Origin of the sequence: Enterobacter mori, assembly GCF_025244905.1 — a bacterium.
Taxonomy (GTDB): Bacteria; Pseudomonadota; Gammaproteobacteria; order Enterobacterales; family Enterobacteriaceae; genus Enterobacter; species Enterobacter mori_A.
Genome location: NZ_CP104285.1, coordinates 774,624 through 801,105, shown reverse-complemented (window position 1 = coordinate 801,105; position 26,482 = coordinate 774,624). Strand labels below are relative to the sequence as shown.

The window sequence follows — 26,482 nt, the reverse complement described above, 5'->3', positions numbered from 1 at the left end:
GTCTCGTTGTGCTAATCATTGAAACCCTGCCGCTGCTTCGCCAGCATATCCGCCGCGCGCGTCAGGAAGGTAAACGTATCGCACTGGTCCCGACCATGGGTAACCTGCATGACGGCCATATGAAGCTGGTCGATGAGGCGAGAGCCCGTGCAGACATCGTGGTGGTCAGTATTTTCGTTAACCCGATGCAGTTTGACCGCGCAGACGACCTGGCACGCTATCCGCGCACTCTTCAGGAAGATTGCGAAAAGCTTAAAAAACGTCATGCGGATATCGTGTTCTCTCCGGCGCCTGCCGATGTGTACCCGCAGGGTACGGAAGAGGCGACCTACGTGGATGTCCCGGGGATTTCGACCATGCTGGAAGGTGCAAGCCGTCCGGGCCATTTCCGCGGCGTTTCCACCATCGTCAGCAAGCTGTTCAACCTGGTGCAGCCGGATATCGCCTGTTTCGGTGAAAAAGATTTCCAGCAGCTGGCGCTGATCCGCAAGATGGTTGCCGATATGGGTTACGATATCGAAATCGTCGGCGTGCCGATCGTACGAGCCAAAGATGGCCTGGCGCTCAGCTCACGCAACGGTTACCTGACCGCCGATCAGCGTAAAATCGCGCCGGGCTTAAGCAAGGTGATGAACACCATGGCAGAACAGCTGCTGGCGAAAGAGTTGGCCGCAGAAGAGATCGTCGCCCTTGCAGAGCAGGCGCTGAACGACAAAGGCTTCCGCGCTGATGATATTCAAATCCGCGATGCTGATACCCTGCTTGAGCTGACGGAAACCAGCAAACGCGCGGTGATTCTGGTGGCGGCATGGCTCGGCCAGGCACGCCTTATCGATAATAAAGTGGTTGAGCTGGCGTAGTTCTTTCACCCTTGATAATTAAAGGTATACGTAATGATTCGCAAAATGCTGCAAGGTAAGCTTCACCGAGTGAAAGTCACCCAGGCAGACCTGCACTATGAAGGTTCCTGCGCCATTGACCAGGATTTTCTCGACGCGGCGGGTATTCTCGAAAATGAAGCCATTGATATCTGGAATGTGAATAACGGCAAGCGTTTTTCCACCTACGCGATTGCCGCCGAGCGCGGGTCTAAAATTATCTCCGTCAACGGCGCGGCGGCACACTGCGCGGACGTCGGCGATATCGTTATTATCGCCAGCTTCGTCATGATGTCTGACGAAGAAGCGCGCCGCTGGCAGCCCAAAGTCGCTTATTTCGAAGGCGACAACGAGATGAAACGCACCGCGAAGGCGATTCCAGTTCAGGTTGCTTAAAGATAATTTTACTCATCGAAATTCTTTTTCGATGAGTAAATTCCTTGTCTAATGTATCCCTGCGATGTAATACAGGGACATCCTCAATCTATTCACCCCACAAATATAAACCACACTTTATTGCTTTTCTAAAGATATTCACCCAATGAATCCTTTAATCAAATCTAAAAACAACATTTATATTTAATAAGCAACGAAGCCTTTTATTTCCATCTGCAGGCAATTAAAATCCGCGCCGAAATAGAATATTTCAATTGCAAGGCATATCACAGATATAAAAATGTTATATGTCTTGTCGATATTATTAACTTTTATATATGGATATAAAAATGTCTTTTAAGAAATATGGCATGGCTGTGGCTGTAGCAATGGCTCTAAGCGCGGGTTCCGCAGTAGCAGCAGGATCTGATACCGGTACCATCACTTTCCACGGTATGGTTTCTAACAACACCTGTCAGGTTTCCCTGGATCAGAAAATCGACCAGAAAGGTAACGATTTCGACGTAACCCTGGACACAGTAAAAGTAGCTGATTTCGCAAGCGCCCTGGGTACTGCTAGCACCCTGGGCGAGAAGAAATTCTCTCTGTCACTGACCGGTTGTGATTATGAAACTGTGAAGAAAGTATCTGCACAATTCGATTCATGGGCTGGTAGCTCTTCAACTGAGGGTGGTCTGCTGGTTCCGCCAAGCAATGCTCAGGGTTCTGCTAAGAACGTAAACCTGGTGCTGTCAAACGCCGGTAGTACCGCAACCGATCAGATCAAAGTTGACCAGGTTAACAACACTCAGAAGGCTGATATCAGTGCGGCTGGTGCGGCTAACCTCTACTATCGCGTAGCCTACACCCAGGGCCAGGGTTGGAATGCAACGTCTAACCCAGTAAGCGCTGGTACCGTGCAGGCGCAAGTTGCCTTTACCATGCAATACGAATAAGAAATTCGTAAGCCTTAAATAATTGAGCAATCTCTCATTATTAATGAGGGATTGCTTGTTTGATTCCAAAAGGAAGTGGAAAAATGTCTCATTTAGTAGTCAGTAAAGGCTTAAAAGCCGCATTGCTCGTCACTGCTTTTTTGTCCGCGTCAAATGCATGCGCGGATATTGTTATTTCCGGCACGCGTATCGTATATCCGCAATCAACTAAAGATGTTGTGGTGAATCTCGATAACCACGGTAATAAACCTCTTTTAGTGCAAACATGGCTTGATGATGGCCGCGTTGACGTCAACCCGCAGGAGTTAAAGCTCCCTTTTATTATTACCCCGCCGGTATCACGCATTGACCCGAAAAAAGGCCAGTCCGTACGTATCACCTACACAGGCACGCCATTACCGCAGGATCGTGAATCGCTTTTCTGGTTCAATGTTCTGGAAATTCCGCCAAAATCTAAAAACGCGGATAAAGAGAGCCTTAATCAGCTCCAACTCGCATTCCGAACCCGAATTAAGTTCTTCTTCCGTCCTGACGGATTAAAAGGCACGCCCGGCGATGCCGCGAAAAATTTAAACTGGACGCAGAAGAAAGAAGGAAATACGGTTAAGCTCATCGCGCACAATAACTCACCGTATAACGTCTCTGTTTCTAAAGTAACCATTAAATCCGGCCCAAAAACATATGAGGTTGAGCATCAGGCGGTGAAACCGTTTAGCGACACCACAATGACGGTAAAAGGTTTAGCATCCACAGCAAATGGCAACGTGCAGTATGAAGCCATAAATGACTATGGCGGAACAGACGATTTCGAAGCCGCAATTAAATAAAAAAAGACCTCTGCACATATAATAATCGATAGCATTAACTCTGTAGAGAGTAATACTCTCTACACTGATTAAGTGGATCTGCCATGTTATTTAAACGTTCTCTCTTATGCCTTGCTATAAGCGCAGCATTACCTTTTTATGCTTGTGCAGAAAATACCACTTCAGCTGAAGAGTTACCTGATAATGAAGAAGCCATTGAGTTTAACGAACAGTTTCTTCTGAACGGTAGCTCAAATGTTGATATTAACCGTTTCGCTCATGGCAACCCGATCCTGCCAGGCATTTATCGCACCAATATCAACCTGAACGGTAAATTAAAATCAACAGTGGAAGTGACGTTTAAAGATAACGGCACCCCTCGCGCAACGCCATGCATAACCAAACTGCTGCTGACGCAGTCGGGTGTCGACACCAGCGCACTCGCTGAAGAAGCGGTAGATGACACAACCTGCATCAATGTTAAAAAGACGTTCCCCGGCTCCTCAATAAGCTATGAAAGCAGTACGCAGACGTTGGATCTCAATTTTGCGCAGATCTATGTCCTGAAACGTCCGGCGGGTTATGTCGACCCCTCACTGTGGGATAACGGCATTCCGGCCGCCTTGCTCTCTTATGACATGAACGCCTGGCATAGCGAAGGCAACGGCAATACCTCGGAAAGCGCCTATCTGAATTTACGCTACGGGCTCAATATGGGGCCCTGGCGCTTGCGTTCCCGCGGAAACTTCAACTGGGACAAAGATAACGGTACGAAATATAACAGCCAGGATATCTATTTGCAGCGGGATATAACTCCGCTCAGCGCACAGTTCGTCATCGGTGACTCCTATACGCGCGGCGAAGCCTTTAACTCGTTGAGTTTGCGCGGTACGCGTATGTACAGCGATGACCGCATGTTGCCGATGGGGTCGACAGGCTACGCGCCAGTAATCCGAGGGGTGGCGAACAGCAATGCCAAAGTTAGCGTCACTCAAAGTGGTAATAAGATTTACGAAACATCCGTACCACCGGGATCGTTTGAAATCAATGACCTGAGCACAACGGGTTATGGTAATGACTTAGAGGTAACGATTGAAGAAGCTGATGGCAGCAAACGTTCCTTTACCGTTCCTTTTTCATCCGTTACCCAGATGCTCCGTCCGGGGGCAACGCGCTGGGATGTGGGCGTAGGCGAACTTAACGACGATTCCCTGCTGGATACGCCGAAAATCGGTTATGGCACGTTTTACTATGGCCTGAATAACACCTTTACAGGCTATATCGGCGCGCAATACAGCGATATGGATTTTTACGCGGGCATTTTAGGCCTGGCGATGAACACCTCGATCGGTGCGTTTGCAGCCGATGTCACGCAATCCCATGCTGATATTGAGGGTCTTGACACGCTTAGCGGTCAAAGTTATCGCCTGACCTTCAGTAAAATGATTGAAGCGACAAATACGTCCCTTAACGTTGCGGCCTATCGCTTCTCGACGGAGGATTACCTCAGCCTTAACGATGCGGCACAACTCCAGGACAGTATCAAGCGGCAGAAATATTCTAACCGCAGCTATGATACCAACCAAGAACTCTATGCAGACTATCAACGAACCAAAAACCAGGTTCAGTTAAGTCTCAACCAGCCGCTGAATTCTGGAGAGAATAACTATGGTTCTCTGTTCGTAAGCGGTACATGGGAAGACTACTGGAACGCCACAGGATCAACGTCCAACTACAACATTGGATATAACAATAGCTTCACCTATGGCAGTTACAGCCTGTCATTCCAGCGAACGTATGACCAGTATGGAACAAAAGACGACAGCGTATATTTAAGTCTGAGTATTCCATTCAACGTGTTTTCACATGGCGGTTCGCGTTCAGGCGGTTTTTCTAACGTTAATATGGGCTTACGTTCCGATCTTAAAGGCGGCACGAGCTTTAATACTTCCGCGGGCGGCAACACACAAGATAATAAGGTTAGCTATTCCGTCAATGCCGCATCAAACGGAGGCAATTATGGCAACCTGAACCAGATAAGCGGTTATGGCTCACTGAACAGCGCCTACGGTCCTCTTAGTTTATCCGCCTCCTTCGCAGACGACAACAGCAAGCAGTATTCCGCCTCTTATAGCGGGGGAATGGTAGTGCATTCAGGGGGCGTCGCATTTGCGCCAGGCAGCATCGGGGACAGCGACTCACTGGCATTGGTCAAAGCCAGCGGAGCGAAAGGCGCAGGTATTGGTTTCGGCAGTAGCCAAATTGGTGATTCTGGCTACGGTATTTTCCCTTATATGTCGGCTTATCGTGAAAACCGCGTTTATCTGGATATTAGCACGCTGGAAAATGACGTTGAAATAAAGAACACCAGTGAAGTTAAGGTGCCTCGTAGCGGCGCTGTCGTGCTGGTTAATTTTGAAACGGACGAAGGTCGTTCAATAATATTAGAACTCCAGCGAACCGATAAAGGGTTTATTCCTTTGGGTGCCGATGTATTAAATGAAAAAAATGAATCTGTCGGTACCGTCGGTCAGGCCGGACAAGCCTATATCCGTGGCGTCGATGATCGGGGTGTACTGCATGTGGTCTGGGGAAATAATAAAGACAGTCAATGTGACGTCCGCTATCAGGTTTTACCAAATGCTCAAAAAGTAGGACTTACAACGGTACTTCATAATCAACAGTGCCAAATGTAATTATTCAGGAAAATTGATGAGAGTAAGCATGAAAAAAAATCTTAACCTGTCAGCATTTGCCATGGTGATGCTGGCGTTATCAGGTTCAGCGTTAGCCGAAGAAAGCACCACTCTGGATGTGAACTTCACCGCCAATATTCGCGAAACCACCTGTGATATGAAACTGGCTGGTGGTACGGGTTCCGACTCGCAGCAAACGCTGACCATTGGTAACAATGGCCAGGTGCGTCTCGACGATATCAAAGCGGGTAATGCAAATGCCACTTTCAAAATCATGATCGTTGAGTGCCCCGCATCGCTGAAATCACTGAAAACCACAATTAGAGGAACACAAGACACGAATTTGCTCTCAGGCCTTGCTAACCAGATACAAAAAGCCAGCGGAGGTGCAGAGTACGCTGCGGTTCAAATCGCCAGAGCTAGCACCCCAAGTGCTCCATTCACCCCTAACTCTACCGTGGATGCGGAGCGCCTGGTCTGGAGTACAACAGAAATCCAGAATAAAGAAGTTTCTTTGGTAGCCAAAATGCGTGAAACCAGAACAGACAACATGACGCTGGGTGATTTTCAGGCTGTGGCGACTTTTGAATTTAGCTACGAGTAATTGGTGCAGGAAAACGGAGCAACATCATGAAATTTAAATCCACTTTTATCGCCCTGTCCCTTTCCGGCCTTCTGTTCTCTGGAATGGCAAGTGCAGCAATTACAGGTACCAGCAGCGTCGAGATGACGATTAAAACCAAGGTCGTATCAGGCACATGTACGGCAAAAGTGCTTAACGATGCAGGTACTGAATCCAGTGAAATTGCATTTGGCGAAGTATTCAAATCCGATCTGGTGAACAAAACTCGCGTTAAGCCGCTCAAAATTGCCTTCTCCAACTGTTCTGGGGTAGCAAAAGCAACGGTAGCTGCCGCTAAAGGCGCCGGCGGAGAATGCAGTGGCACAGGTAAAAACGGCGACTCGTACTCTGGCGGTTTAGCGACAGGCTTTGAGATCTGGTCGGGCGTTGTTGATACCGGTCTGCTGATGAGCTGCAACATTCCTCCTGCAGCACAGGAAGTGACCATTTCCAATGGCACCGGTGAGTTCCTGATGAACTCCCGTATCGTAGTCGGACAGGGTCAAAGCATTACTGATGTTGGCACTGGTGCTGTTTCCGCACCGGTCACGTTTACTATCGCCTATCAATAATTCCAGGGATCACTATGCAACAATCACCGTTTACTTTACACCAGCCCGGTCTGATGTTGCTTATCGGTCTGGCTGGTAGCACTCTGCCTGGCATATGCCAGGCAGGTTCAGGTATGGATGTAAACCTGACGGCAAACATTGTTAATAACACATGCCAGCTCAGCGTCGAAAACGGCGGGGAGATCTACCTGCCAACCGTGACCCGAGACTGGTTTTATAATAGCGATAAAAGCGACCGTTTAACGCCGACCGATGATGTAGCAGGCACGCCCTTCACTATTCATGTAAATAACTGCTACGCGAGCGGTGGAGAAAGCACAGGTATTAGCCAACTAAAATTCAGTTTTGCACCGCAGAATGGTTTCTGGAGTGACCAAAAGCAGGTGTTTAAAAACGAAGCCACAGCCGGTGCGGCTGAAAATGTGGGTATCGTTATTTTCTCTGATAAATACAAAACCAATGTTTTGAAAACTGACGGAACGTCTAACGTTATTTACGATGTCAGTGGAAGTAGCGAGAGTTATATAAAGGATTATGGGTTTTACGCACGTTACCAGAACGCTGGCACTATCACCAGCGGCACTGTAATAAGTAGCGTTCTGGTCAATGTGAGCTACGAATAAAAGGATTTATAATGAAGAAACTCTTTAAGATATTAGCGTTCGTGACGTTCGGGATTTCTGGCGTCTCGCATGCAGCAGTAGAATGTCGATTTAATAGCAACGATCCGTTGTTAATTATGTCTCCAGGCGTACAACCTGTGATCACCCCCTTACCCCCAGGTACGGTAACGTCCCCTGTGCAGATCAGTAACGCCATCATTATGGAGACAACCCCATCATTGAGATCCTCTTGTTCGGTAGGTGAAGACACTGAAGACGTCTGGCAGTTGACTAACAGTGCTATGCTTGATGGGGAGATTGATGGAAAAGCCACTTTTAGGACTAACGTCCCTGGGATTGTTTATACCCTGGCATTTTATCCGGATGGTAAGGGTGTAACGGCCTGGTTTCCACCCTCTGCAAATGGACAGTTTTACCTTACCGGCGATCTCGAACACGATCAGGAATATATTGTCGATGAGAAAACCTGGCATGTCAGCATGGAGTTCTGGCAGACCAATGGCTTTCAGGGTGTGCCCCTCGATCAAAACTTCTTGACCGCAAGTAGCGGCCCAATTGGCCAAATTCTTCTTGGTAGACCGAGTGGCGCAGTTAGCGATCATCCACGGCCCATGGTAAATATGTCCCAGATGTCATTCAGCATTCCCTTAAACCGTCCAGCATGCGTACTGCGCGCCCCGACAACGGTGGATCTGGGAGAATGGAGCCCTGTAGAAGTCGAGAATGGTACAACCAGTACAGTGGCGTTTAAGATTACGGGTACATGCGCGAACACAGCACAAGTTATGTATACGTTATCTTCCACGCATACCACCGCTGATAAGACATATTTTACTAACGCCGTTGAGGGAGAGGGTATAACCGCGGCAGGAGGCGTCGGCGTCAGGATTTTGAGTAACCCGGGAGACCACTACCCCGTGAAAGCAGATAGCTGGAAAATTGCTATTGCTGTAACCGATTATGACGGTACCCCGCCTACCGTTCTGGACAAAACCATTTGGGCTCAACTGGTTAAGATCGGCAGCGAACCCGTTACCGTAGGCCGTTTCGGTACCACGATTACCTTCAACATAACCTACGAATAAGCTACCCCTGCGGCTGATTGCTGATCAGCCGCGACATTGTCTCCAGCGAATCCGTTCTTAAGATATACAAACGCTTCAGTAAGAACGGATTATCCCCCGGCTTCACCTTGCCTTTTACCGTGGTCACCGCCAGATGGAAACCGGCGTCGTTTGCCGCTTTTATCGCTTTATTGTCATAGCCACCAAAAGGATACGACAGATAAAGCACCCGCGGGTTGAACTGCGCCAGCGCGCGGCGGGAGCGTTCAAAATCAAACAGGATCACATGATAGCTGCGGCTCAATAAGATGGGGTGTTTATACCCATCAACACGATGCAGAAAGTGGGTGTGAGACTGAATGTCAAAGACATCCTGGATACTCTTGATCTCCTGGACGCTCATAAACTGCAGTGATTTGGGGTCCCACTTCTGCGCGTGGCCTTTAATACGTGACGATATGATAAACGCCGTGGCGTTAAAGCCATATTCTTTCAGAACAGGGTACGCATAGCGGCTGACCGATTTCAGGCCATCATCAAAGGTGATCACCACCGCCTTCGCGGGCAGATTCATCTTGTTACGCACATACCCTTCAAGCTGATACATCGTCAGCGTGGCATAGCCTTGATCGCGTAGCCAGGCCATCTGGTTGTTGAACGCGCGTACGCTGGTCGTCGTGGATGTATGACGGAAGCGTGTGTTCTCTTCATCACGCAGGATATGATGGTAGGTCAGGACCGGAAGGCCGTTATCTTCCTGCGCATCCAGACTACTGATCCACGCCAGACGGTTGCCGATGCGGATCTGGAACCATGTCTGATTCAGACGGTCTTTCAGTTTGTTCAAAATTGGATAGCGAAGATTGGCGCTCATCGTGCCGAAGGGCGCGCTTCCGCTGCTGGGGGCGTTATACACCGGCGTGTCTTTCCAGGTAATCAGGTTTTGGTTACTGAGCGGCTTGTTCAGATCGCCCAGGCTGTCTTCAACACGCTGTTTACCTTGTACCTCTTCCAGATGGCCTTTATCGATAAACCCGGTTCCAAACCCAAAGCGGAATTCATAGTAATCTGCGGAAGTCGGAACCACGGCCAGGATCTGCCCGGCGCGGACGTTACCGACGTTGACCACATCGTTACCCACCTGCGCCCAGATGGCCGCATCTTCGGTAGTTTGCATATATCGGGCGGGAAGCCCTTGCTGACTGATCAGAGTGGCAGATGCGCCGCCGGATATCAGCAGCAACAGCAGGAAAACAACGCGCATGAGCATGGGATATAAATCGATACGGGAAATCAGTCGCCATTGTAACAAATGCGACATCAATACCAACGTTTAATGCTTATACAGATCGTGAAGCAGGACAAAGGGAGGATTTTTCTGCTGCTGATGCCACAGACTGCTTACGCCTGGGACATGCATATCAACGAGCGTATTGCGAAATTCGGCGCTGCTCAGCGTCTCACGCAGCGGGTACATCGCTTCCAGCAGCGCATAGCTGATGCCGGAAATGACTTCGCAGTTTTCGTGCTTGTGGCTTAACAGCGCGGCGGAACGATAAGGCGCCGCGCCGGATTTATCGGTCAGAAAGATCACGCCATCGCCCGTGTCAGTTTCATGCAGCGCATCGCACATCATGCGGCTGAGCATGTTGGTGCTTAAACCACGCCAGTAATTCACCGCTCGGCACTGCGTCAGCGGACCAAATTTAGCTTCAAGCTTATCCAGCATATCCTGCGCGTGTTCATCGTGGCAGGTGATAACCCATCCCAGCATAACGTCTCTCCTTAGCAGGCAAGTAGTTTAGCGGAGTGAAGGTTAGCGTACGGTGATAACAGTCAAAGAAAATGCCCGGCAACCAGAACGTCACCGGGCAGAAGATTAACTGCGCAGACCACGCCCGCGCTGGATCAGATACCAGCACAGCAGGTAGAAGGCGATGATGAACACCACCAGCACCGCCACCGTGGTAAACAGCGGCACATCGGTAATGCCGAGGAAACCAAAGCGGAAGCCGCTGATCATGTAGACGATCGGGTTCAGGTGCGACAGCGCCTGCCAGAACGGCGGCAGCAGCGACAGGGAGTAAAACACCCCGCCAAGATAGGTCAGCGGCGTCAGCACGAAGGTCGGGATCAGGCTAATGTCGTCAAACGTCTTAGCGAATACCGCATTCAGCAATCCGGCCAGCGAGAACAGGATCGCAGTGAGCAGCAGCGTCAGCGCCACAAACAGCCACGAGTGCACCTGGAACGGCACGAAGAACAGCGAAATCGCCGTCACCAGAATACCTACGCACAAACCGCGCGCCACGCCGCCGCCCACGTAACCGGCAATGATCACGTGCGTTGGCACCGGCGCCACCAGCAGTTCTTCAATGTTGCGCTGGAACTTAGCGCTAAAGAATGAGGATGCCACGTTGGCATAAGCATTGGTGATCACCGCCATCATGATCAGGCCCGGCACGATAAACTGCATGTAGGTAAAGCCGTGCATCTCACCAATGCGGGAACCGATCAGGTTGCCAAAGATGATGAAATAGAGCGTCATGGTGATCACCGGCGGCACCAGGGTTTGCACCCAGATGCGCATAAAGCGGTTGATCTCTTTCGCCCAGATACTTTTCAGCGCGACCCAGTAAAGATGCGTCATGCCTTGTCTCCTTGTTTTTCATGCACCAGAGAGACAAACAGCTCTTCCAGTCGGTTCGCTTTGTTGCGCATACTCAATACCTGAATGCCCTGCGCGCTCAACTGTGAGAAGACGCTGTTGATGCCCTGCTCGCGCAGCACTTCCACTTCCAGCGTCGAGGTATCCACCAGACGATAGTTATACCCTTCCAGTTTCGGCAGCGCGCTTTTCGCCGCCAGGTCGAGGATGAAGGTTTCTGATTTCAGCTTGGAGAGCAGATTTTTCATCGAGGTGTTTTCCACCAGTTCACCGTGCTGAATGATGCCGATGTTACGGCACAGCATCTCTGCTTCTTCGAGATAGTGCGTCGTCAGGATGATGGTCGTGCCTTTATCATTCAGATCCTTCAGGAAGCCCCACATGGACCGGCGCAGTTCGATATCCACGCCCGCGGTCGGTTCATCGAGGATCAGCAGCTTTGGCTCGTGCATCAACGCGCGGGCAATCATCAGGCGGCGTTTCATCCCACCGGATAACATGCGCGCGCGTTCGTTACGCTTTTCCCACAAATCGAGCTGTTTAAGGTATTTTTCGCTACGCTCAATCGCCTCTTTATACTCAACGCCGTAGTAACCCGCCTGCTGAACGACAATCTGCTGTACCGTCTCAAACGGGTTGAAGTTGAACTCCTGCGGCACCAGCCCCAGCTGGCGCTTGGCGTTGACTACATCTTTCTGCAGATCGTAGCCAAAGACGCTCACGCGACCTGAGGTTTTGTTCACCAGCGAACTGATAATGCCGATCGTGGTGGATTTCCCCGCCCCGTTCGGTCCAAGAAGCGCATAGAAATCCCCCGCCTCTACTTTGAGATCTATCCCGCGTAGCGCCTGAACGCCGCCCGGATAGGTTTTTTTAAGCTGCTCAAGCTCCAGTGCAATTGCCATGAATTAAACTTACCTTCAGTTCTTACACACCTTGTGTGGTTTCATTAAAAGTCGGGTTACCCTATAGTAGCGCAACGCAATTACCAGGTTACAGGCCGTTAACGTCCATGAATAACATAGATACACTCATCAGCAACAATGCACTATGGTCAAAGATGCTGGTTGAAGAAGACCCCGGATTTTTCGGTAAGCTGGCGCAAGCGCAAAACCCACGCTTTCTATGGATTGGATGTTCCGACAGCCGCGTCCCGGCAGAACGCCTGACCGGTCTCGAACCTGGCGAACTTTTTGTTCACCGTAACGTCGCCAACCTTGTTATTCATACCGATCTCAACTGCCTTTCTGTCGTTCAGTATGCCGTTGACGTGCTGGAAGTTGAGCACATCATTATTTGCGGCCACTACGGTTGCGGCGGCGTACAGGCGGCGGTTGAAAATACAGAGCTGGGGTTAATCGATAACTGGCTGCTGCACATCCGCGATATCTGGTTCAAACATAGCTCACTGTTGGGTGAAATGCCGCAGGAGCGTCGACTTGATACCCTTTGCGAGCTGAACGTGATGGAGCAGGTCTATAACCTGGGCCATTCAACGATTATGCAGTCCGCCTGGAAACGCGGGCAGAAGGTTTCCATCCACGGTTGGGCGTACGGCATTCACGATGGCCTGCTGCGTAATCTGGAAGTGACCGCCACCAACCGCGAAACGCTGGAGCAGCGTTACCGTTCGGGCATTGCCAACCTCAAGCTTAAGCACGTAAACCATAAATGAGTGCCCATTAAAAAGCCGGGTGGCGGCTGCGCCTTACCCGGCCTACATGTGCCCATTCGTAGGCCCGGTAAGCGTAGCGCCACCGGGCAAAGACACTACTCGTCCAGAATCACTACCTTCCCAACATACGGCAGATGGCGATAACGCTGCGCGTAGTCGATGCCATAACCCACCACGAATTCGTCCGGAATAGAGAAGCCAACGAACTCCACCGGCACCTGCACTTCACGACGATCGGGCTTATCCAGCAGCGTACAAATCGCCAGCGATTTAGGCTGACGCAGGCTCAGGATCTCGCGCACTTTAGAGAGCGTGTTGCCAGAGTCGATAATGTCCTCAACGATCAGCACATCTTTGCCACGAATATCTTCATCCAGATCTTTCAGGATTTTCACATCACGGGTTGTGGACATGCCGCTGCCGTAGCTGGAGGCGGTCATAAAATCGACCTCATGGGACACCTGCACTTCACGGCACAGGTCTGCCATGAACATGAAAGAGCCACGTAAAAGACCGACCAGCACCATTTCGCTGCCGCTGTCCTTGTAATGTTCGGTGATTTGACGACCCAGTTCGGCGATACGCGCTTTGATCTCGGCTTCCGGGATCATCACTTCAACAGTATGTTTCATATTACTAACCATATGATTTTAATGAAAATCTCTCAATGCAGGTGAATGTATTTCCGGCATCGATACGCAAGCCAGCCATTATACCAGCAAATGGATAACCCTGGCGCATGAGTTATAAAAAGCAAATATTGTGATTCCGATCACACTTGTTAATACCTATAATTAGTTGCTAGCAAATTATTAACAAAAACTGACGAGTACACTTTCTATGGCTGAAACAAACTCTAAACAGCCGCGTCTACTGGTGACATTAACAGCCGCGTTCGCAGCCTTCTGCGCGCTGTATCTGTTAATCGGTGGCGTCTGGCTGGTCGCTTTAGGCGGCTCCTGGTACTACCCGATTGCAGGTCTGGTTATGGTTGCCGTAACCGTCCTGCTGTTGCGTAGAAAACAATCTGCACTGTGGCTGTATGCCGCACTCCTTCTTGCCACTATGATCTGGGGCGTCTGGGAAGTCGGTTTTGATTTCTGGGCACTGACGCCGCGCAGCGACATCCTGGTCTTCTTTGGTATCTGGCTGATCCTGCCGTTCGTCTGGCGTCGCCTGATTGTGCCTTCCAGCGGTGCTGTGGCGGGCCTGGTTGTTGCCCTGCTGATTACCGGCGGCATTCTGACCTGGGCCGGTTTTAATGACCCACAGGAGATCAACGGTACGCTGAACGCAGAATCCACGCCTGCGGCTGCTATCTCGCAGGTCGCTGACGGTGACTGGCCTGCGTATGGTCGTAACCAGGAAGGCCAGCGCTACTCTCCGCTGAAGCAGATCAACGCGGACAACGTGAAGAACCTGAAAGAAGCCTGGGTATTCCGTACCGGCGACCTGAAGATGCCGAACGATCCGGGTGAACTGACCAACGAAGTCACCCCGATCAAAGTGGGCAACATGCTCTACCTGTGTACGGCGCACCAGCGTCTGTTCGCGCTCGACGCAGCCACCGGTAAAGAGAAATGGCACTTCGATCCACAGCTGAACTCTAACCCTTCGTTCCAGCACATCACCTGTCGTGGCGTCTCTTATCACGAAGCGCGTGCCGATAATGCCAGCCCGGAAGTCATTGCCGACTGCCCGCGCCGCATTATGCTGCCGGTGAACGATGGCCGTCTGTTCGCGATTAACGCCGAAACGGGCAAGCTGTGTGAAACCTTCGCTAACAAAGGCATCCTGAACCTGCAGACCAATATGCCGGACACCACGCCGGGTCTGTATGAGCCAACCTCACCGCCAATTATCACCGATAAAACCATCGTGATTGCCGGTTCGGTAACGGATAACTTCTCTACGCGTGAAACTTCCGGCGTCATCCGTGGTTTCGACGTAAACACCGGTAAACTGCTGTGGGCGTTTGACCCGGGCGCGAAAGATCCGAATGCGATCCCGTCGGACGAGCACACCTTTACCTTTAACTCGCCTAACTCCTGGGCCCCGGCGGCATATGATGCGAAGCTGGATCTGGTCTACCTGCCGATGGGCGTCACCACGCCAGATATCTGGGGCGGTAACCGCACGCCGGAGCAGGAGCGTTACGCGAGCGCTATCGTGGCGCTGAACGCAACGACCGGTAAACTGGCGTGGAGCTATCAGACCGTTCACCACGATCTGTGGGATATGGATATGCCGTCCCAGCCGACGCTGGCGGACATTACCGTCGATGGCAAAACCGTTCCGGTGATTTACGCTCCGGCCAAAACGGGCAACATTTTCGTTCTGGATCGCAGCAACGGTAAGCTGGTTGTGCCTGCACCGGAAAAACCGGTTCCACAGGGCGCGGCTAAAGGCGACTACGTCAGCAAAACCCAGCCGTTCTCTGACCTGAGCTTCCGTCCGAAGAAAGATCTCAGCGGTGCAGACATGTGGGGTGCCACCATGTTTGACCAGCTGGTGTGCCGCGTGATGTTCCACCAGCTGCGCTATGAAGGCATCTTCACGCCGCCGTCTGAGCAGGGCACGCTGGTCTTCCCGGGTAACCTGGGGATGTTCGAGTGGGGCGGGATCTCCGTCGACCCGAACCGTCAGGTGGCGATTGCTAACCCAATGGCGCTGCCATTCGTTTCCCGTCTGATCCCACGCGGTCCGGGCAACCCAATGGAGCAGCCGAAAGATGCGAAAGGCAGCGGTACCGAAGCCGGTATCCAGCCGCAGTATGGCGTTCCTTATGGTGTGACCCTGAATCCGTTCCTTTCTCCGTTTGGTCTGCCGTGTAAACAGCCTGCCTGGGGTTACATCTCCGGTCTGGATCTGAAAACCAACCAAATCGTATGGAAAAAACGTATTGGTACGCCACAGGACAGCATGCCGTTCCCGATGCCGGTTCCGGTGCCGTTCAATATGGGTATGCCAATGCTGGGTGGCCCAATTTCCACCGCCGGTAACGTGCTGTTCATCGCGGCAACCGCAGATAACTACCTGCGCGCGTACAACATGACCAACGGTGAAAAACTGTGGCAAGGCCGTCTGCCAGCGGGCGGACAGGCCACGCCGATGACCTATGAAGTGAATGGCAAGCAGTACGTTGTCATCTCTGCCGGGGGTCACGGTTCGTTTGGTACGAAGATGGGCGACTATATTGTCGCGTATGCGTTGCCTGACGAAAACAAGTAACTGAAAAGCCCGGTGGCGCTTACGCTTACCGGGCCTACGGGTGCCCTATGTAGGCCGGGTAAGGCGAAGCCGCCACCCGGCTTTTTTTATACGGTAAAGCCCAGCATCATCCCCGTATCCTCATGCTCCAGCAGGTGGCAGTGCGCCATATAGGCAAACTCCTTCGGTGCCTCATGGTCAAACTTCACCAGCACCTCGCTGACGCCGCCTTCCACTCTCACCGTATCTTTCCAGCCCGCGCGGTGCGCATCCGGCGTTTTGCCGTTTTCTGAGAGAATGCGGAACTGGGTGCCGTGGATGTGGAACGGATGCAGCATCATGTCCCCTTCGCCCGAAATCACCCAGCGCTCAAACTGACCCTTTGTCGCAGTAAACATCGGCGTATTCATGTCGAAGGCTTTACCGTTAATCATATTGGCGTTGTGGAAATCGAAACCATGGCCGCCGTGATCCATGCCCCCCATCTTGCCGTGGTCCATATTCATATGGCCCATCATCTGCCCGTGGTGCATCCCCGCCATCGCCTGATTGCCGTACTTTTTCATCAGCGCCTGCATACCCATCATGTCGAGCATCGGATCCATGGCAAGCTGTAGCTTGCGCTGCGTAAGCCCGTCAAGCGACGGGAGCGCTGGCAGGGTGGTTAACGTATCCGGCAACGTGCCGGAAGCGGTCACCAGTAAAGGCTGAATACGCAGCACCGGATGCGGCTTATCAAATGGCGCAACCGCCATCCCCATCTGGCTGACTGGCAGGGTCACGAGGTCAAACGCCTTGCCGTCGCTGATGTCCACCAGCACCTCGAAGCGCTCGCCCATCAGCATCGGCAGCTCGTTCACTTTTACCGGCTCCGGCAGGAGTCCACCGTCGCTTGCCACCACGTACATCGGGCGCTTATCGCTGGCGGCGAAGTTCAGCGAGCGGGCGTTACAGCCGTTAAGCAGGCGTAAACGCAGCCAGCCCTTCGGCGCGGCATGCTGAGGGTAGATCGCGCCGTTGGTCAGCAGCGTGTCGCCAAACCAGCCCACCGCCGCACTCATCACGTCCAGTTGGTAATCAATTTGCCCGTCAGCGTTGAATTTCTTGTCCTGCACAATCACCGGAACGTCATCGATGCCCCACTGTTTCGGCAGGCGCAGCAGGCGGCTTTCATCGTCTTCAATCAGTACCAGCCCCGCCAGCCCCATCGCCACCTGATGGCCCGTTTTGCCGTGCTGATGCGGGTGGAACCAGCAGGTCGCCGCACGCTGGTCAGGGGTAAAGGTCACGCTGCGCTTGCCACCAGCCTTAATAACGCCCTGCGGTCCACCGTCCACTTCGCCCGGCACTTCCAACCCGTGCCAGTGCAGCGTGGTCTCTTCCGACAGCGTGTTATGGATATCAACGGTAACGGTTTTTCCTTTGCGTAACTGGAGTGCCGGGCCGAGGAGATTTCCGTTATAGCCCCAGGTTGTGGCGGTATTCGCACCAAAGGTCGTTTTGCCCGATTGCACCACAAGCTGGATACGACTGCGGGCATCAGCCGTCAGCAATTCAGGAATAGGCAGGGCAGGTCTGTCAGCCGCGAAAACCCCGCGACTCCAGAGAGGTAATGCGCTGGCAACCCCCAGCGCAGCGGAATATTTTAAAAAATCACGACGTTGCATGTTCATTTCCTTATTTCCAGCCGGCGATCTTTTGAGCATAAACCCTCCCCTTACCGGAAGGTCAAGTAAAGCGGCAATAATAAAGGTCGTCGGCCTGGCATCAAGTATGCTAACGTTAATTTTCCGTGATGCAGTGGTAGAAGCAATGAAGACGTTTTTCAGAACAATTTTGTTCAGTGGCCTGATGGCGATGTGTGCGAACAGTTACGCGCTGAGTGAAAACGAAGCAGAAGATATGGCCGATCTCACGGCGGTGTTTGTGTTTCTGAAAAACGATTGTGGTTACCAGAATTTGCCCAACGGGCAGATTCGTCGCGCACTGGTCTTTTTTGCCCAGCAGAACCAATGGGATCTCAGCAACTACGACAGCTTCGACATGAAGGCGCTCGGTGAAGACAGCTACCGCGATTTGAGCGGTATCGGTATTCCCACTGCTAAAAAATGCAAAGCGCTGGCTCGTGATTCACTCAGCCTGCTCGCCTACGTGAAGTAACCTTCCCGACGCCCCTTGTTGACTCGCTAACCGCTTCACGGCGGTGATGTGTTGCGCCCTTTCTGCTGAATGTCAGGATGTAAACGATGGAGAGGACAGCCCATGACCGAGAAAACGGTATGGCAAGAAACGCTGCACGATCAGTTTGGTCAGTACTTTGCCGTTGATAACGTGCTTTATCACGAGAAGACCGATCATCAGGATCTGATCATCTTCGAGAACGCCGCCTTTGGCCGCGTCATGGCGCTGGACGGCGTGGTGCAAACCACCGAGCGCGATGAGTTTATTTATCATGAGATGATGACCCACGTTCCGCTGCTGGCTCACGGCCACGCAAAGCACGTCCTGATTATTGGCGGCGGCGACGGCGCGATGCTGCGTGAAGTCTCCCGCCATCAGTCCGTCGAAACCATCACGATGGTGGAAATCGACGCAGGGGTGGTTTCGTTCTGCCGTCAATACCTGCCCAACCATAACGCCGGTAGCTACGACGATCCGCGCTTTAATCTGGTTATCGACGACGGCGTCAATTTTGTTAACCAGACCACGCAAACGTTTGATGTGATCATCTCTGACTGCACCGACCCGATCGGTCCGGGCGCGTCGCTGTTTACCTCCTCATTCTACGAAGGCTGCAAGCGCTGCCTGAATCCCGGCGGGATCTTCGTCGCGCAAAACGGCGTCTGCTTCCTGCAGCAGGATGAAGCTCTCGACAGCCACCGCAAGCTGAGCACCTACTTTAGCGACGTCAGCTTCTACCAGGCCGCGATCCCGACCTATTACGGCGGGATCATGACCTTCGCGTGGGCGACCGACAATGAGGTGCTGCGACATCTCTCTACCGAAATCATTCAGGCGCGCTTCCACCAGGCGGGTCTCCGCTGTCGCTATTACAACCCGGCCGTCCATACCGCGGCGTTTGCCTTGCCACAATATCTGCAAGACGCACTGTCCTCAAAGGGGGTGAGCTAATTGAAAAAGCTGAAACTGCATGGCTTTAACAACCTGACGAAAAGCCTGAGTTTTTGTATTTACGATATCTGCTACGCCAAAACAGCGGAAGAGCGCGATGGTTATATCGCCTATATCGATGAACTCTACAACGCTAACCGCCTGACGGAGATCCTGTCAGAAACCTGCTCGATCATTGGCGCTAACATCCTGAACATTGCGCGTCAGGATTATGAACCACAGGGCGCGAGCGTCACCATTCTGGTGAGCGAAGAGCCGGTAGACCCGAAGCTTATCGACAAAACCGAGCACCCCGGCCCGCTGCCGGAAGTGGTCGTCGCGCACCTCGATAAGAGCCACATCTGCGTACACACCTACCCGGAAAGCCACCCTGAAGGTGGGCTATGCACCTTCCGCGCGGATATCGAAGTATCGACCTGCGGCGTGATCTCGCCGCTGAACGCGCTGAACTATTTAATCCACCAGCTGGAATCGGACATCGTCACGATTGATTATCGCGTGCGTGGTTTTACCCGTGATATCAATGGTATGAAGCACTTCATCGACCATGAGATCAACTCTATTCAGAACTTTATGTCTGAAGACATGAAATCGCTGTACGATATGATGGACGTGAACGTGTATCAGGAGAACATCTTCCATACCAAAATGTTGCTGAAGGAGTTCGACCTTAAGCACTACATGTTCCATACCAAACCGGAAGATTTGAGCGAAGAAGAGCGTAAGGCGATTACTGACCTGCTCTGGAAAGAGATGCGCGAGATCTACTACGGCCGCAATATTCCGGCCGTGTAAGCGCAAGCCGGAGCAGGGATGCTCCGGTCTGTTATTTCTGTTTCATAAAGTCGCGGTACGCATTTACCACCTGAAGGAAATCCTCTACGCCGCACATCGACAGGCTCTCTTCGTCGTAGTAGCTCATCCCCTCTTCCATCTCGTCACCGGAAAATTCGAGCTGGTTGGCGCGCACCATCACCTCTTCGCCATCCATCCACAGGGTGTATTCATGCCCGGCGCGCTGCCAGGAGCGCTCACTGCCTTTTACCGTCTTCGCCGCCTCTTCCACTTCATCAAGAAGTGCGAGATTCTCCTTCACCTCTTCGTTAAACCAGTGTCCTACGGCTTCGTGGCCCATCGACATACGCACTTTCACCACTCCGGTGATGTCGCGCAGAAATTCGTAATCCATAGTGTTTTCCTCTGCAAAGCCATTAGGGTAATTATCGCAGCAGAGAGGAAGAAAAAAAGCGGGAGAGGTGGGAGGAATGAAAATAAAAAGGTGAGAGCAAGACCCTGCGGCCTGATGCCCTCACCCCGTCCCTCTCCCACGGGAGAGGGTGCAAACACTAAAAACCGTCTCGTGGAGACGGTTTTGCTGTTTATACCGCCGTCTGGAAGATCACCCCGTCAGCCTTCTCGGTGTACTGAGAGAGCTGGTCGAAGTTCAGATAGCGATAGGTATCCACTGCCGTCTTATCTACCTGAGCCACAAAGGTCTGGTACTCTTCCGGCGTTGGCAGTTTGCCAATCAGCGCCGCAACCGCCGCCAGCTCCGCAGAGGCCAGGTAGACGTTCGCACCGGTACCTAAACGGTTCGGGAAGTTACGGGTAGAGGTGGAAACCACCGTCGCACCGTCAGCCACGCGCGCCTGGTTACCCATACACAGGGAACAGCCAGGGATTTCAATACGCGCACCGCTCTTACCAAACACGCTGTAATAACCCTCTTCGGTCAGCTGAGCCGCGTCCATACGGGTTGGCGGCGCCACCCACAGACGGGTTGGCAGCTGGCCTTTGTGGGTATCCAGCAGCTTGCCGGCCGCACGGAAGTGGCCGATGTTGGTCATGCAGGAACCGATGAACACTTCGTCGATCTTCTCGCCCTGAACTTCGGACAGCGGACGCGCATCGTCCGGATCGTTCGGTGCACACAGGATTGGCTCTTTGATATCCGCCAGATCGATGTCGATCACCGCCGCGTACTCTGCGTCAGCATCGGCTTCCAGCAGCTGCGGATCCGCCAGCCATTTTTCCATACCCTGAATACGACGCTCCAGCGTACGACGGTCGCCGTAGCCTTCCGCAATCATCCACTTCAGCAACACGATGTTGGAGGTCAGGTACTCTTCGATTGGCGCCTGGTTCAGCTTGATGGTACAGCCCGCCGCAGAACGCTCGGCGGAGGCATCGGTCAGCTCGAACGCCTGCTCCACTTTCAGATCCGGCAGACCTTCAATTTCCAGAATGCGGCCAGAGAAGATGTTTTTCTTCCCTTTCTTCTCAACGGTCAGCAGACCCTGTTTAATCGCATACAGCGGGATCGCGTGAACCAGATCGCGCAGGGTGATACCTGGCTGCATTTTACCTTTGAAGCGCACCAGCACCGATTCCGGCATATCCAGCGGCATCACGCCGGTCGCAGCAGCAAACGCCACCAGACCGGAACCCGCCGGGAAGGAGATACCGATTGGGAAACGGGTGTGAGAGTCACCACCGGTACCCACGGTATCCGGCAGCAGCATGCGGTTCAGCCAGGAGTGGATGACGCCGTCACCCGGACGCAGAGACACACCGCCACGGTTCATGATGAAGTCTGGCAGCGTGTGGTGCGTGGTTACGTCGACCGGCTTCGGATACGCCGCGGTGTGGCAGAAGGACTGCATCACCAGGTCAGACGAGAAGCCCAGGCACGCCAGGTCTTTCAGTTCGTCACGGGTCATTGGACCGGTGGTATCCTGAGAGCCCACGGAGGTCATCTTCGGCTCGCAGTACGCGCCCGGACGAACGCCCGCTACGCCGCACGCGCGGCCCACCATTTTCTGCGCCAGAGAGTAACCACGGATGCTCTCCGCCACATCTTTCGCCTGACGGAACACGTCACTGTGCGGCAGACCCAGCGCTTCACGCGCTTTGGTGGTCAGGCCACGACCGATGATCAGCGGGATACGGCCACCGGCGCGCACTTCGTCAATCAGCACGTCGGTTTTCAGCTCGAAGCTTGCCAGCAGCTCGTTGGTTTCGTGGTTACGGACTTCGCCTTTGAACGGATAGACGTCAATCACGTCGCCCATGTTCAGGTTTGAAACATCCACTTCAATCGGCAGCGCACCCGCATCTTCCATGGTGTTAAAGAAGATCGGCGCAATTTTGCCGCCGAGGCACAGGCCGCCGCCGCGCTTGTTTGGCACGTGAGGAATGTCGTCACCCATGAACCACAGCACGGAGTTGGTGGCGGATTTACGGGAAGAACCGGTACCGACCACATCACCGACGTAAGCCAGCGGGAAACCTTTCTTCTGCAACGCTTCGATCTGTTTGATCGGGCCGACAGCGCCCGGCTGATCCGGCTCGATACCTTCACGAGCGTTTTTCAGCATCGCCAGGGCGTGCAGAGGGATATCCGGGCGAGACCACGCGTCCGGTGCCGGAGAAAGGTCATCGGTGTTGGTTTCACCGGTCACTTTAAAGACGGTAACGGTAATTTTTTCAGCCAGGGCAGGACGGTTAAGGAACCATTCGGCATCCGCCCAGGACTGCATCACCTGCTTCGCATAGACGTTGCCCGCTTTGGCTTTTTCTTCTACGTCGTAGAAGTTATCGAACATCAGCAGCGTGGAAGAGAGCGCTTTAGCGGCAATCGGTGCCAGCTTGTCGTTATCCAGCGCGTCAATCAGCGGATGAATATTGTAACCACCCTGCATGGTACCGAGCAGTTCAATGGCTTTTTCAGGAGTAACCAGTGGGGAGGTGGCTTCGCCTTTGGCGATAGCAGCAAGGAATCCGGCTTTTACGTAGGCAGCTTCATCTACGCCAGGCGGTACGCGGTTGATCAACAGATCTAACAGGAATTCTTCTTCGCCCTTAGGCGGGTTCTTCAGCAGCTCGACGAGCGCGGCCATTTGGGTTGCATCTAAAGGTTTGGGTACAATTCCCTCGGCGGCACGTTCTGCTACGTGCTTACGGTATTCTTCTAGCACGACGGTTCTCCTCGCTCTCATTGTCATATGCGGCGGGCGTTCTCTTCACGCTCCTGTGAGACAGCAGTTTGTAGGGTAAATGCCCGATACCGCGTCGGGCAGCATAGCAGGATTTCTGCACAGTGTTAATCCGTTTACAAAAAAGCAACATTAAAAAATTTGCTGAATCGTTAAGCATGGTGTAGTGGAGAGACGAGACGAATTTTGGGCACAAAAAAACCGCCTGATAGCGGTTAATTTGTTGCCTTGCGGTGGTAGCACACCGGGCTGGCAGATTTGCGGCAATACGTTCGACAAGAATAATGCTCTAAAGCTAAACAATCCGCAACTCCAGAATGCAGGTTTACGAGGCTCTATCCAGTTTCGAATGAAATAGAATGTAATCCAGCCACTCATCTTCTCAAGCTTAACACACTGAGCTACTGTTATTTCCGGCCTGCTTCGCTGGTGTAGCAACCAGTCACCGGGCCCGGAAGCAGTTCCGTAACCTACGCGGCAATACGTTCATTTGCCTGGTTCAGTCTTTCCCGGTGAAGAAAGAACCGGCGTAGCCTTTACAGGAACGCACGCAATGGAGATGCGAGTCTATGCGCTGATCGTTGTGACCGGTTTACTGCTTACCGCACTGCATGGTGGCTGGAACATATCCGACATCACTGTACTGTTTGTGGTTAACCTCGGCAATTAGCTGCTGGCCGCTCGCAAGAGCGGCCTTCTGAGGAACCCTTCGGCTTTTCAACCGCCCCGCAAAATTGTGTAATAAATACTCACACTCTTTATCCGGACCTTCTGGTGAATTCCCAACAATCGTCAAAACTGTAAAAGACGGGTGAATAATACTCGCGGCAATTGCAGCGCCTGAGGGCACTGCGCTGGTCTCGTCGGAGTCACTATATGAAGTTGCCCTTTAAGCCACATCTGCTTGTTCTTCTGTGCAGTACCGGGTTATTCGCCGCCTCTGGCGTGATGTTTGTTAAAAGCCGCGCGACAGAAACCCCGGTGTCCCCTGCGCCTGTCGCGCAACAACCCGTCACCCCAACTGCTCAGCCCGCGCCGGTCGTCGCCCCTACTTATACGGCGGCTCAAATCGATCAGTGGACGGCGCCCATTGCGCTCTACCCCGATGCGCTGCTTTCGCAAATCCTGATGGCATCGACCTACCCTTCAAACGTCATCCAGGCCGCGCAGTGGTCGCAGGACAATCCAAAGCGGCAGGGCGACGCTGCGATCCAGGCCGTCTCCGGCCAGCCGTGGGATGCCAGCGTAAAATCGCTGGTGGCCTTCCCACAGCTGATGACGCTGATGGGCGGTAACCCGGAGTGGGTGCAAAATTTAGGGGATGCGTTTCTGGCTCAGCCGAAGGACGTCATGTACTCCGTGCAGCGTCTTCGCGCGCTGGCGCAGCAAACCGGCGCGCTGCAGTCGACTCCTCAACAGACGGTGACCTCGGTTAAAAAAGCCGCGCCCGCCAAAAGTACCACCGCAACGGTCGGCGCCGCGCCTGCAAGCGAGACGGTGATAAAGATTGAGCCCGCCGATCCGCAGGTGGTGTATGTGCCAACCTATAACCCAACGGCCGTCTATGGGTCCTGGCCAAACGCCAGCTATCCGCCGGTTTATCTCCCCCCGTCTCCCGGCGAGCAGTTCACCAACAGCTTTGTAAAAGGGTTCGGCTATAGCCTCGGCGTTGCCACCACCTATGCGCTGTTCAGCAATATCGACTGGGACAATGACGACGATCACCACCACCACGATGACGATCATCATCATGACGATGATTACCATCACGACGGATACTCGCATAACGGCGATAACATCAATATCAACGTCAATAATTTCAATAAAATAACCGGCGAGCACCGCACGGATAACAATATAGTGTGGCAGCACAACCCGGCGTATCGCAACGGGGTGCCCTATACCAACAGCCAGCTTGCCAGCCAGTTCCATCCGACGTCCACCCACACCGGTTTGAGCGCGACGCAGCATCAGCCGGTTAACCGCGACGGCCAGCGTCAGGCGGCATTGGCGCAGGTGCAAAAATCGACCGGGAAATCGCTGTCGCAACTGCAGCATCCCGTCACCCAAAACGTGCAGCGCCCCGCCTCCGCCCAGCAGCTAAGGCAGATCACTCAACGCAATAACTACCGGGGCTACGACGGGATAACGCCGCACGAGCGGCAGGAAAATACCCACGCGCGTCAGGATCGCCTGCAGACCGAGCACCGCACGCAAAGCCAGCATCCTCAGCGCTACGCCAACGCCCTGAGCGGCAACGACAGCCGTTCTCCGAGCTGGCAGGCGCAGCAGCAGCGCGGGTTGCAAAGCCGTCAGCGAGCGTCGCTGAGCGGTGAACAGCGTGCCAGCCTTAGACAACAGGCGTCTGAACGCCACGCCGAACACCGAGAATTCCGCCACCGTTAAGGACATCATGATGAAAAAAAAACTGATTGGCGGCGTACTGTTGCTTATGGTATCCACCTTCGCCCTGGCCCAGCAGAATTTCACGACGCCGGGACAGGCAACGGACGCCCTGACAAAAGCCATCAGCGAGCAAAACGAGGGGACATTAAACAGCCTGCTCGGCGATAACTGGCGTGATTACCTGCCGCCTGAGGGCGTTGACCCTGAAGCCGTGGCGCGTTTTTTACGCGACTGGAAGGTAAGCCATCACGTCGCCATTAACGGGGATATCGCCCATCTCTACGTTGGGGAAAACGGCTGGCAGCTGCCCATACCCGTCGTGAAAAAAACCGACGGCTGGCAGTTTGATATGCAAAAAGCCGCCGACGAGATCCAGACGCGTGAAATCGGGCGCAACGAGCTTGCGGCAATTGAAGCCTTACACGCCTATGTGGACGCGCAAAAGAGCTATTTTGCGCTGAATCAGCATTACGCTGAAAAAATCGTCAGCGCTGAAGGAAAAAAAGATGGTCTGTACTGGCCCGTCTCACCGGGCGAAGCGCCCAGCCCGCTCGGACCGGCATTTAGCCCGCAAGAGCCTGGCGCAGGTTATCACGGCTATCGTTTCCGGATCCTACCCGATAAGGCTGGCTTTGCCATGATCGCCTGGCCGGTGCGTTACGGTCAGACGGGCGTGATGAGCTTTATGATTAATCAGGACGACAGGGTTTATCAGTCAAATTTAGGCGTGGCGACAGCGGAGCATGCTCAGGCCATCAACAGATTCAACCTAATAGGTTCGTGGCATGAGGTTATGTAGTAGAA

Annotated in this window: 24 protein-coding genes; 16 read left to right on the top strand and 8 right to left on the bottom strand. The window is 53.0% G+C overall.

Annotated elements, in window-relative coordinates:
- The first annotated feature begins 8 nt into the window (after window positions 1-8).
- The 9 genes from panC (at window position 9) to N2K86_RS03735 (ending at window position 8,613) form a co-directional block, all read left to right on the top strand.
- On the top strand, window positions 9-860 hold the full coding sequence (gene panC, locus N2K86_RS03775; protein ID WP_041911214.1) for a pantoate--beta-alanine ligase: 852 nt from the start codon (window positions 9-11) through the stop codon (window positions 858-860).
- 33 nt (window positions 861-893) lie between these two features.
- On the top strand, window positions 894-1,274 hold the full coding sequence (panD, locus tag N2K86_RS03770; protein ID WP_003856284.1) for an aspartate 1-decarboxylase: 381 nt from the start codon (window positions 894-896) through the stop codon (window positions 1,272-1,274).
- Window positions 1,275-1,603: 329 nt separating this feature from the next.
- Complete coding sequence (locus tag N2K86_RS03765; protein ID WP_260660515.1) at window positions 1,604-2,209, top strand: fimbrial protein; 606 nt, start codon at window positions 1,604-1,606, stop codon at window positions 2,207-2,209.
- A gap of 83 nt (window positions 2,210-2,292) precedes the next feature.
- Window positions 2,293-3,036: a fimbrial chaperone gene (locus tag N2K86_RS03760; protein WP_260660514.1), complete on the top strand. Its 744-nt coding sequence runs from the start codon at window positions 2,293-2,295 to the stop codon at window positions 3,034-3,036.
- 83 nt (window positions 3,037-3,119) lie between these two features.
- Window positions 3,120-5,711 (top strand): outer membrane usher protein, encoded by a 2,592-nt coding sequence (locus N2K86_RS03755; protein ID WP_260660513.1) that lies wholly within the window; start codon window positions 3,120-3,122, stop codon window positions 5,709-5,711.
- 28 nt (window positions 5,712-5,739) lie between these two features.
- Window positions 5,740-6,315 (top strand): fimbrial protein, encoded by a 576-nt coding sequence (locus N2K86_RS03750; RefSeq protein WP_260660512.1) that lies wholly within the window; start codon window positions 5,740-5,742, stop codon window positions 6,313-6,315.
- Window positions 6,316-6,341: 26 nt separating this feature from the next.
- Window positions 6,342-6,905, top strand: a complete 564-nt coding sequence (locus N2K86_RS03745; RefSeq protein WP_260660511.1) for a fimbrial protein — start codon at window positions 6,342-6,344, stop codon at window positions 6,903-6,905.
- 14 nt (window positions 6,906-6,919) lie between these two features.
- The gene (locus tag N2K86_RS03740) at window positions 6,920-7,528 is read left to right on the top strand and encodes a fimbrial-like protein (protein WP_260660509.1); all 609 of its coding nucleotides are present in this window, start codon (window positions 6,920-6,922) and stop codon (window positions 7,526-7,528) included.
- Between the two features lie 11 nt (window positions 7,529-7,539).
- Window positions 7,540-8,613: a fimbrial protein StkG gene (locus N2K86_RS03735; RefSeq protein ID WP_260660508.1), complete on the top strand. Its 1,074-nt coding sequence runs from the start codon at window positions 7,540-7,542 to the stop codon at window positions 8,611-8,613.
- A gap of 1 nt (window position 8,614) precedes the next feature.
- On the opposite strand, the gene N2K86_RS03730 is transcribed toward N2K86_RS03735, so the two are convergent.
- The 4 genes from N2K86_RS03730 to N2K86_RS03715 form a co-directional block, all read right to left on the bottom strand.
- Window positions 8,615-9,862 carry a polysaccharide deacetylase family protein gene (locus tag N2K86_RS03730; protein ID WP_260661628.1) on the bottom strand — a complete coding sequence of 416 codons (1,248 nt, stop codon included), beginning with the start codon at window positions 9,860-9,862 and terminating at the stop codon, window positions 8,615-8,617.
- A gap of 63 nt (window positions 9,863-9,925) precedes the next feature.
- Entirely contained in the window at window positions 9,926-10,366 is a 441-nt protein-coding gene (locus N2K86_RS03725; RefSeq protein ID WP_260660507.1) for a PTS sugar transporter subunit IIA, read from the bottom strand.
- 105 nt (window positions 10,367-10,471) lie between these two features.
- A complete protein-coding gene (locus N2K86_RS03720) occupies window positions 10,472-11,242 on the bottom strand; it encodes an ABC transporter permease (RefSeq protein WP_216358001.1) in 771 nt (256 codons plus the stop codon).
- Window positions 11,239-12,165, bottom strand: a complete 927-nt coding sequence (locus N2K86_RS03715; protein WP_260660506.1) for an ABC transporter ATP-binding protein — start codon at window positions 12,163-12,165, stop codon at window positions 11,239-11,241. The genes N2K86_RS03720 and N2K86_RS03715 overlap by 4 nt, the downstream gene beginning before the upstream one ends.
- 107 nt (window positions 12,166-12,272) lie before the next feature.
- Here N2K86_RS03715 and can point away from each other — a divergent pair, with 107 nt between their 5' ends.
- Entirely contained in the window at window positions 12,273-12,935 is a 663-nt protein-coding gene (gene can / locus N2K86_RS03710; RefSeq protein ID WP_010426907.1) for a carbonate dehydratase, read from the top strand.
- A 95-nt stretch (window positions 12,936-13,030) separates the two neighbouring features.
- Here can and hpt read toward each other — a convergent pair whose 3' ends face one another.
- Window positions 13,031-13,567, bottom strand: coding sequence for a hypoxanthine phosphoribosyltransferase (gene hpt / locus N2K86_RS03705; protein WP_010426909.1), 537 nt, complete (start codon window positions 13,565-13,567; stop codon window positions 13,031-13,033).
- Between the two features lie 208 nt (window positions 13,568-13,775).
- Between hpt and N2K86_RS03700 the strand changes: the two genes are divergently transcribed.
- Window positions 13,776-16,166, top strand: coding sequence for a glucose/quinate/shikimate family membrane-bound PQQ-dependent dehydrogenase (locus tag N2K86_RS03700; protein WP_260660505.1), 2,391 nt, complete (start codon window positions 13,776-13,778; stop codon window positions 16,164-16,166).
- Between the two features lie 86 nt (window positions 16,167-16,252).
- Here N2K86_RS03700 and cueO read toward each other — a convergent pair whose 3' ends face one another.
- Window positions 16,253-17,812 (bottom strand): multicopper oxidase CueO, encoded by a 1,560-nt coding sequence (gene cueO, locus N2K86_RS03695; RefSeq protein ID WP_260660504.1) that lies wholly within the window; start codon window positions 17,810-17,812, stop codon window positions 16,253-16,255.
- A gap of 145 nt (window positions 17,813-17,957) precedes the next feature.
- Here cueO and N2K86_RS03690 point away from each other — a divergent pair, with 145 nt between their 5' ends.
- The 3 genes from N2K86_RS03690 to speD all read left to right on the top strand — a co-directional run bounded on the left by N2K86_RS03690 (window position 17,958) and on the right by speD (window position 20,072).
- Window positions 17,958-18,305: a YacC family pilotin-like protein gene (locus N2K86_RS03690; protein WP_010426912.1), complete on the top strand. Its 348-nt coding sequence runs from the start codon at window positions 17,958-17,960 to the stop codon at window positions 18,303-18,305.
- A 102-nt stretch (window positions 18,306-18,407) separates the two neighbouring features.
- Complete coding sequence (gene speE / locus N2K86_RS03685) at window positions 18,408-19,277, top strand: polyamine aminopropyltransferase (protein WP_260660503.1); 870 nt, start codon at window positions 18,408-18,410, stop codon at window positions 19,275-19,277.
- On the top strand, window positions 19,278-20,072 hold the full coding sequence (gene speD, locus N2K86_RS03680) for an adenosylmethionine decarboxylase (protein WP_032649781.1): 795 nt from the start codon (window positions 19,278-19,280) through the stop codon (window positions 20,070-20,072).
- A 31-nt stretch (window positions 20,073-20,103) separates the two neighbouring features.
- On the opposite strand, the gene yacL is transcribed toward speD, so the two are convergent.
- Together yacL and acnB are read right to left on the bottom strand one after the other, a co-directional pair.
- On the bottom strand, window positions 20,104-20,466 hold the full coding sequence (gene yacL / locus N2K86_RS03675; protein ID WP_010426919.1) for a protein YacL: 363 nt from the start codon (window positions 20,464-20,466) through the stop codon (window positions 20,104-20,106).
- Between the two features lie 190 nt (window positions 20,467-20,656).
- A complete protein-coding gene (gene acnB / locus N2K86_RS03670; protein WP_260660502.1) occupies window positions 20,657-23,254 on the bottom strand; it encodes a bifunctional aconitate hydratase 2/2-methylisocitrate dehydratase in 2,598 nt (865 codons plus the stop codon).
- 894 nt (window positions 23,255-24,148) lie between these two features.
- On the opposite strand from acnB, the gene N2K86_RS03665 reads away from it, so the two are divergent.
- Both N2K86_RS03665 and N2K86_RS03660 read left to right on the top strand, forming a co-directional pair.
- Window positions 24,149-25,678: a DUF3300 domain-containing protein gene (locus N2K86_RS03665; protein WP_260660501.1), complete on the top strand. Its 1,530-nt coding sequence runs from the start codon at window positions 24,149-24,151 to the stop codon at window positions 25,676-25,678.
- A 10-nt stretch (window positions 25,679-25,688) separates the two neighbouring features.
- Window positions 25,689-26,477, top strand: a complete 789-nt coding sequence (locus N2K86_RS03660; RefSeq protein ID WP_260661627.1) for a DUF2950 domain-containing protein — start codon at window positions 25,689-25,691, stop codon at window positions 26,475-26,477.
- The last annotated feature ends 5 nt before the right edge of the window (window positions 26,478-26,482 follow it).

Excerpts from the sequence above, each read along its gene's own strand:
- N2K86_RS03665 (WP_260660501.1), top strand. The coding sequence starts at position 24,149 with ATGAAGTTGCCCTTTAAGCCACATCTGCTTGTTCTTCTGTGCAGTACC.
- N2K86_RS03760 (WP_260660514.1), top strand. The coding sequence starts at position 2,293 with ATGTCTCATTTAGTAGTCAGTAAAGGCTTAAAAGCCGCATTGCTCGTC.
- N2K86_RS03690 (WP_010426912.1), top strand. The coding sequence starts at position 17,958 with ATGAAGACGTTTTTCAGAACAATTTTGTTCAGTGGCCTGATGGCGATG.
- hpt (WP_010426909.1), bottom strand. The coding sequence starts at position 13,567 with ATGAAACATACTGTTGAAGTGATGATCCCGGAAGCCGAGATCAAAGCG.
- cueO (WP_260660504.1), bottom strand. The coding sequence starts at position 17,812 with ATGCAACGTCGTGATTTTTTAAAATATTCCGCTGCGCTGGGGGTTGCC.
- N2K86_RS03765 (WP_260660515.1), top strand. The coding sequence starts at position 1,604 with ATGTCTTTTAAGAAATATGGCATGGCTGTGGCTGTAGCAATGGCTCTA.
- panD (WP_003856284.1), top strand. The coding sequence starts at position 894 with ATGATTCGCAAAATGCTGCAAGGTAAGCTTCACCGAGTGAAAGTCACC.
- N2K86_RS03660 (WP_260661627.1), top strand. The coding sequence starts at position 25,689 with ATGAAAAAAAAACTGATTGGCGGCGTACTGTTGCTTATGGTATCCACC.
- N2K86_RS03715 (WP_260660506.1), bottom strand. The coding sequence starts at position 12,165 with ATGGCAATTGCACTGGAGCTTGAGCAGCTTAAAAAAACCTATCCGGGC.
- N2K86_RS03755 (WP_260660513.1), top strand. The coding sequence starts at position 3,120 with ATGTTATTTAAACGTTCTCTCTTATGCCTTGCTATAAGCGCAGCATTA.
- N2K86_RS03750 (WP_260660512.1), top strand. The coding sequence starts at position 5,740 with ATGAAAAAAAATCTTAACCTGTCAGCATTTGCCATGGTGATGCTGGCG.
- N2K86_RS03740 (WP_260660509.1), top strand. The coding sequence starts at position 6,920 with ATGCAACAATCACCGTTTACTTTACACCAGCCCGGTCTGATGTTGCTT.
- yacL (WP_010426919.1), bottom strand. The coding sequence starts at position 20,466 with ATGGATTACGAATTTCTGCGCGACATCACCGGAGTGGTGAAAGTGCGT.
- can (WP_010426907.1), top strand. The coding sequence starts at position 12,273 with ATGAATAACATAGATACACTCATCAGCAACAATGCACTATGGTCAAAG.
- N2K86_RS03735 (WP_260660508.1), top strand. The coding sequence starts at position 7,540 with ATGAAGAAACTCTTTAAGATATTAGCGTTCGTGACGTTCGGGATTTCT.
- N2K86_RS03700 (WP_260660505.1), top strand. The coding sequence starts at position 13,776 with ATGGCTGAAACAAACTCTAAACAGCCGCGTCTACTGGTGACATTAACA.
- N2K86_RS03725 (WP_260660507.1), bottom strand. The coding sequence starts at position 10,366 with ATGCTGGGATGGGTTATCACCTGCCACGATGAACACGCGCAGGATATG.
- N2K86_RS03745 (WP_260660511.1), top strand. The coding sequence starts at position 6,342 with ATGAAATTTAAATCCACTTTTATCGCCCTGTCCCTTTCCGGCCTTCTG.
- N2K86_RS03730 (WP_260661628.1), bottom strand. The coding sequence starts at position 9,862 with ATGCTCATGCGCGTTGTTTTCCTGCTGTTGCTGCTGATATCCGGCGGC.
- speE (WP_260660503.1), top strand. The coding sequence starts at position 18,408 with ATGACCGAGAAAACGGTATGGCAAGAAACGCTGCACGATCAGTTTGGT.
- N2K86_RS03720 (WP_216358001.1), bottom strand. The coding sequence starts at position 11,242 with ATGACGCATCTTTACTGGGTCGCGCTGAAAAGTATCTGGGCGAAAGAG.